This window comes from Azonexus sp. (assembly GCF_036170495.1).
Lineage (GTDB): Bacteria > Pseudomonadota > Gammaproteobacteria > Burkholderiales > Rhodocyclaceae > Azonexus.
Genome location: NZ_JAVHPH010000168.1, coordinates 1 through 4,510, shown reverse-complemented (window position 1 = coordinate 4,510; position 4,510 = coordinate 1). Strand labels below are relative to the sequence as shown.

The window sequence follows — 4,510 nt, the reverse complement described above, 5'->3', positions numbered from 1 at the left end:
GTTTCGCCACCGGCCTCTTTGGCAAAATGATCGCGGGCGTAGGGAATCGGCGCGCGCGAGAAATACGCGGCATCGCCATCGGCCCGGCAAACGACCTTGACCACATTCGGATTGAAGAAATCGGCCGGATCGGTGATCGGATGGGCAACGGTAGCGATGTCGGCACCGGACACCGCGAGCTGGCGCGCCGTCTGCAGGATGATTTCGGGTTCGATCAGCGGTTCGTCGCCCTGAACATTGACGATGATGGTGTCGCGTCCCCAGCCGCGCAGTTCGACGACTTCTGCCAAGCGGTCGGTGCCGGTCGGGTGGTCGCTGCGCGTCATCAGGGCGGCGACTTCGTGCGCTTCGGCGGCCGTCCAGACGTCGGGATGATCGGTCGCCACCCAGATTTCCTCGGCCCCCGACTGCCGCGCCCGCTCGGCCACCCGGACGACCATCGGCTTGCCACCGAGATCAAGCAGCGGCTTGCCCGGCAGCCGGGTCGACGCGTAGCGCGCCGGGATGACGACCTTGAAGGCGAGGCCGGACATTACAGCCCGTCCGCGTTGAGCTGGCGCGCTTCGTCCTCGAGCATGATCGGGATGTCGTCGCGAATCGGGAAGGCCAGTTTGCAGGGTTTGCAGACCAGTTCCTTCTCCGCCTTGCGGTGTTCGAGATTGCCCTTGCAAATCGGGCAGACGAGAATATCAAGCAGCCTGGCGTCCATGGAGTTTCTCCAAAATCAGTTCAATAAGGGCCGGCGAAAGCTCAGCCTCGACGGGCAGAACCCAAGTTTCACCCGCCGTCAGTCCGGCGCATTTTACTGCATCCTTCTCGGTCATCAGCAGGATGCCGCCCCGGGCAAAAGCCAGATCAGCGGCCGCATAGCGATGATGGTCGGGAAACGGGTGATTTTCGCAGTTCAATCCCAGCGACTCCAGCGTCTGAAAGAAACGCCCCGGGTTGCCGATGCCGGCCAGCGCATGCAGCCGGCCGCGGTTGCGCAGGCTCTCGGCCGAACAGGTCTGCTGCGGATCGTCGAGGCGATAGAAGCTGCCGGGCTGCAGCGTCATGTCGAAAGTGGGCGCCGCGGCGGCAACCCGGGATTTCAAATTATTGCCAATAATCGCGTCGACCGTAGCAAGTCGCGCCAGCGGCTCGCGCAGCGGCCCGACTGGCAGACGCCAGCCGTTACCGGCGCCGCGCCCGTCGAAAACGACCAGTTCAACGTCGCGGGCCAGCGCATAGTGCTGCAAACCGTCGTCGCAGAGCACGACATTCACTTCGGGATGCGCGGCAAGCAAGGCCGCTCCGGCCGCTGCGCGCTGGCGGCCGACGTAGACCGGCACGCCGCTGCGCCGGGCAAGCAGCAAAGGTTCATCGCCCACCGTTTCCGGCTTTGAATCGGCGCTCACCAAAACCACGCCATCACCGCTGCGCCCGTAACCCCGACTGACGATTCCCGGCCGCCAGCCGCGCGCCTTGAGTTGCTGCGCCAGCCACAGGGTCAGCGGTGTCTTGCCGGCGCCGCCAACGATCAGGTTGCCGACGACGATGACCGGCACGGGCAGCCGCACCGGCCTGGCCAACCGGCGATTGAGCGCGCTCATCAAGCTGTAGAGCCAGGCCAGCGGCAGCAAAAGCCACAACGCCGGCGTCAGCCGGCGTTGCTCGAACCACTGTCGCTGTAACCAGCGCGCCAGCATCAGTGATTCTGGGTGGCGAAGGAAATGTGCGGATAACCGGCCGTCTGCGCCGCCTGCATGACATCGACGACGCTTTGATGTGTCGCCTTGGCATCGGCGTTGATAACGATCAGCGGATCTTCGCGACTGCCTGCCGCCCGGCGCAGCCCATCGGCAATGCTCTTGACATCACTGGTCGCCAGCGGCGATTTGTTGATCAGCACCTGGCCAGTCGCCGTCACCGCCACATTCACCTCGTTGGGCTGTTCGGCCTGCTTGCTGGCATCGGCCGTCGGCAGGTTGATCTCCAGCCCGGAGAACTTGGCATAGGTGGTGGTCAGCATCAGGAAGATGATGATGACCAGCAACACGTCGATCAACGGAATCAGGTTGATTTCCGGCTCTTCCCGGCTACGGCCACGCTGAAAATTCATCGCTTACTTCCGGTCGCCGTGCATGTACTCGACGAGACGGACGGCCTGCTGCTCCATCTCGACGACGAAACTATCGGCCAGGGCGCGAAAATGGCGCCAGGCGATCAGGCTGGGAATGGCGATGACCAGACCGAAGCCGGTGTTGTACAGCGCCACGGAAATACCATGGGCCAGTTGCATCGGGTTGGTACCGGTCGGCGACTGCGAACCGAAAATCTCGATCATCCCGACCACGGTGCCGAACAGCCCCATCAGCGGGCTGACCGAGGCAATGGTGCCGAGCGTCGTCAGGTAGCGATTCAGCTCGTGGGAAACGGCCGAACCGGCTTCCTCGATCGACTCCTTCATGATCTCGCGCGTTGCGCTGACGTTGCGCAGGCCGGCCGACAACACGCGGCCGAGCGGCGAATGGGCATCAAGATCGTCAAGCAACTTATCGTTGTTGGCGCCGCGCTTGAACTCGCCAACCGCGCGCTTGAGCAGACCGGCCGGAACAACCTTGGCACGACGCAGGGCAACGACGCGCTCGATAATCAGGGCCACTGAAATGATCGATGCCAGCAGCAAAGGGTAGATGGGCCAACCGGCCGCCTTAATGATCTCAAACACGAGGGGAAATCCTTGATGGAATATTTGCCCGCAATTTTGCCCTGCCCCCCGCCGCAGGGCAAGCAGCGAAATGGCGGGCTCGGCGCGGCTTATCCCCAAAAGCTGTGGATAAGTCTGTGAATGAAGTGTCATCAGTTGTGCTAAACCCCACTCGGCAAAGGATTTTTTATACTCTGCCAAAAAACAAGGCATGTTCTTTACGTCTTTAAAAATCAATAACTTAACAAAACAACGCCCTGTCAACAGCGGACTGAAAAATAAAGCGACGGGTTACAATTGACAAATGAAAAATGCCATTCAACCTGTCGGTAACTCTGTGCTCAGCGTATCCAGCCTGAATAGACAGGTCAGGGCTTGCCTCGAATCCGCCTTCCCGCTGACCTGGGTGAGCGGCGAAATTTCCAACCTGACCTACGCTGCCTCCGGTCACGTTTATTTCTCGCTCAAGGACGCCAACGCCCAGGTACGCTGCGTCATGTGGCGCAGCAAGGCGCAGATCCTCGGCTGGCGACTGGAGAACGGCCAGAAGATCGAAGCCCGTGTGCTGGTCTCCTTTTATGAGCCGCGCGGCGAATTTCAGCTCAACGTCGAAGCCATCCGGCGGGCCGGCCAGGGCGACCTCTTCGAGCGCTTCCTGCAACTCAAGGCCAAACTTGAAAATGAAGGCATTTTTGCCGTTGACCGCAAGAAGCCGCTGCCCAGCTTCCCGCGCCGCCTGGCCATCGTCACCAGCCCACAGGCCGCCGCCCTGCGCGACGTCCTGACCACGCTGCACCGACGCGCCCCGCACGTTGCCATCACGCTCTTCCCGACGCCCGTCCAGGGCGAAGGCGCCGGCGCCAAAATCGCCGAAGCCATCGCCCAAGCGGCGAGCAGCGATTGCGATGCGATCATCCTGTGCCGTGGCGGCGGCAGCATCGAAGACCTCTGGGCCTTCAACGAAGAAAGGGTCGCCCGCGCCATCCACGCCTCGGCCATTCCGGTCATTTCCGGCGTCGGCCATGAAACCGACTTCACCATCGCCGACTTCGCCGCCGACCTGCGCGCCCCGACCCCGACCGCCGCCGCCGAACTGGCCAGCCCCGACCGCGACGCCCTGGTCGACCGCCTGACTCAGCTTGAAAATCACCTCGGCCGGCGCATCGATCGCACCCTGTCCGATCAATTGCAGCGCCTCGACTGGCTGGCCAGCCGCCTCGTGCACCCGGCCGAGCGCATCCGCCAGCGCCAGCGCGAAACCGACAGCCTCGGCGCTCGCCTGCACCACGCCCTGCGCCGGCAAACCGAGCACTGCGCCGTCCGCCTGCAGTCCCTCGGCCTGCGCCACGCCAGCGCCCGGCTACGCCCGGCAACGCTGGCCGAAGGCATCGGCCACCTGCAATATCGCCTGTCCCGGCAGGCCCAGTGGGCAATTTCTCAATATTCAGGGAAACTAAATTCACTCGGCAACAGTCTGACCCAGCTTGATCCCCACGCCGTCCTGTCGCGAGGTTATGCCCTTGCTATGGACGCCGATGGCCGGGCCATCCGCGACGCTACCCGACTCAGCCCGGGCGACCTGCTCAATCTACGCTTCGCCAGCGGTTCGGCCGAAGCCACGGTAAATCAGGTTGTCGCCAGCCCGGAAGCTGACTAGAATTTTCGATTCACCCCTCATCAAACCCCAACGGAGAACATAAATGGAACATCAACTGCCCGCCCTGCCGTTTGCCAAAGACGCCCTCGCCCCGCACATGTCGGCCGAAACCTTTGACTACCACTACAGCAAGCACCATCAGGCCTATGTCACCAACCTGAACA

6 protein-coding genes and 1 pseudogene are annotated in these 4,510 nt (G+C 62.5%); 2 read left to right on the top strand and 5 right to left on the bottom strand.

Translation table 11 applies throughout. The annotated features are described in order from the left end of the window. The 5 genes from kdsB to ADADOO_RS05370 form a co-directional block, all read right to left on the bottom strand. Nucleotides 1-533: 3-deoxy-manno-octulosonate cytidylyltransferase (gene kdsB / locus ADADOO_RS05390; protein ID WP_511275663.1), on the bottom strand; the 533-nt coding region annotated here is incomplete at its 3' end. Then, complete coding sequence (locus ADADOO_RS05385; protein ID WP_511275661.1) at nt 533-709, bottom strand: Trm112 family protein; 177 nt, start codon at nt 707-709, stop codon at nt 533-535. The genes kdsB and ADADOO_RS05385, both read right to left, overlap by 1 nt. Then, the gene (gene lpxK / locus ADADOO_RS05380) at nt 690-1,688 is read right to left on the bottom strand and encodes a tetraacyldisaccharide 4'-kinase (RefSeq protein ID WP_511275659.1); all 999 of its coding nucleotides are present in this window, start codon (nt 1,686-1,688) and stop codon (nt 690-692) included. Before lpxK ends, ADADOO_RS05385 begins: the two co-directional genes overlap by 20 nt. Beyond that, nucleotides 1,688-2,101 (bottom strand): ExbD/TolR family protein, encoded by a 414-nt coding sequence (locus ADADOO_RS05375; RefSeq protein ID WP_511275658.1) that lies wholly within the window; start codon nt 2,099-2,101, stop codon nt 1,688-1,690. The genes lpxK and ADADOO_RS05375 overlap by 1 nt, the downstream gene beginning before the upstream one ends. Nucleotides 2,102-2,104: 3 nt before the next feature. Further along, nucleotides 2,105-2,710 carry a MotA/TolQ/ExbB proton channel family protein gene (locus ADADOO_RS05370; protein WP_511275656.1) on the bottom strand — a complete coding sequence of 202 codons (606 nt, stop codon included), beginning with the start codon at nt 2,708-2,710 and terminating at the stop codon, nt 2,105-2,107. A 283-nt stretch (nt 2,711-2,993) separates the two neighbouring features. On the opposite strand from ADADOO_RS05370, the gene xseA reads away from it, so the two are divergent. Both xseA and ADADOO_RS05360 read left to right on the top strand, forming a co-directional pair. Further along, nucleotides 2,994-4,346, top strand: a complete 1,353-nt coding sequence (gene xseA / locus ADADOO_RS05365) for an exodeoxyribonuclease VII large subunit (RefSeq protein ID WP_511275654.1) — start codon at nt 2,994-2,996, stop codon at nt 4,344-4,346. A gap of 43 nt (nt 4,347-4,389) precedes the next feature. Then, nucleotides 4,390-4,510 (top strand): annotated as a pseudogene (locus tag ADADOO_RS05360) (superoxide dismutase [Fe]); the annotation flags it as partial.

Bases quoted from the DNA above. Each gene is read 5' to 3' on its own strand.
- lpxK (WP_511275659.1), bottom strand. From the start codon at position 1,688: ATGCTGGCGCGCTGGTTACAGCGACAGTGGTTCGAGCAACGCCGGCTG.
- ADADOO_RS05385 (WP_511275661.1), bottom strand. From the start codon at position 709: ATGGACGCCAGGCTGCTTGATATTCTCGTCTGCCCGATTTGCAAGGGC.
- xseA (WP_511275654.1), top strand. From the start codon at position 2,994: ATGAAAAATGCCATTCAACCTGTCGGTAACTCTGTGCTCAGCGTATCC.
- ADADOO_RS05375 (WP_511275658.1), bottom strand. From the start codon at position 2,101: ATGAATTTTCAGCGTGGCCGTAGCCGGGAAGAGCCGGAAATCAACCTG.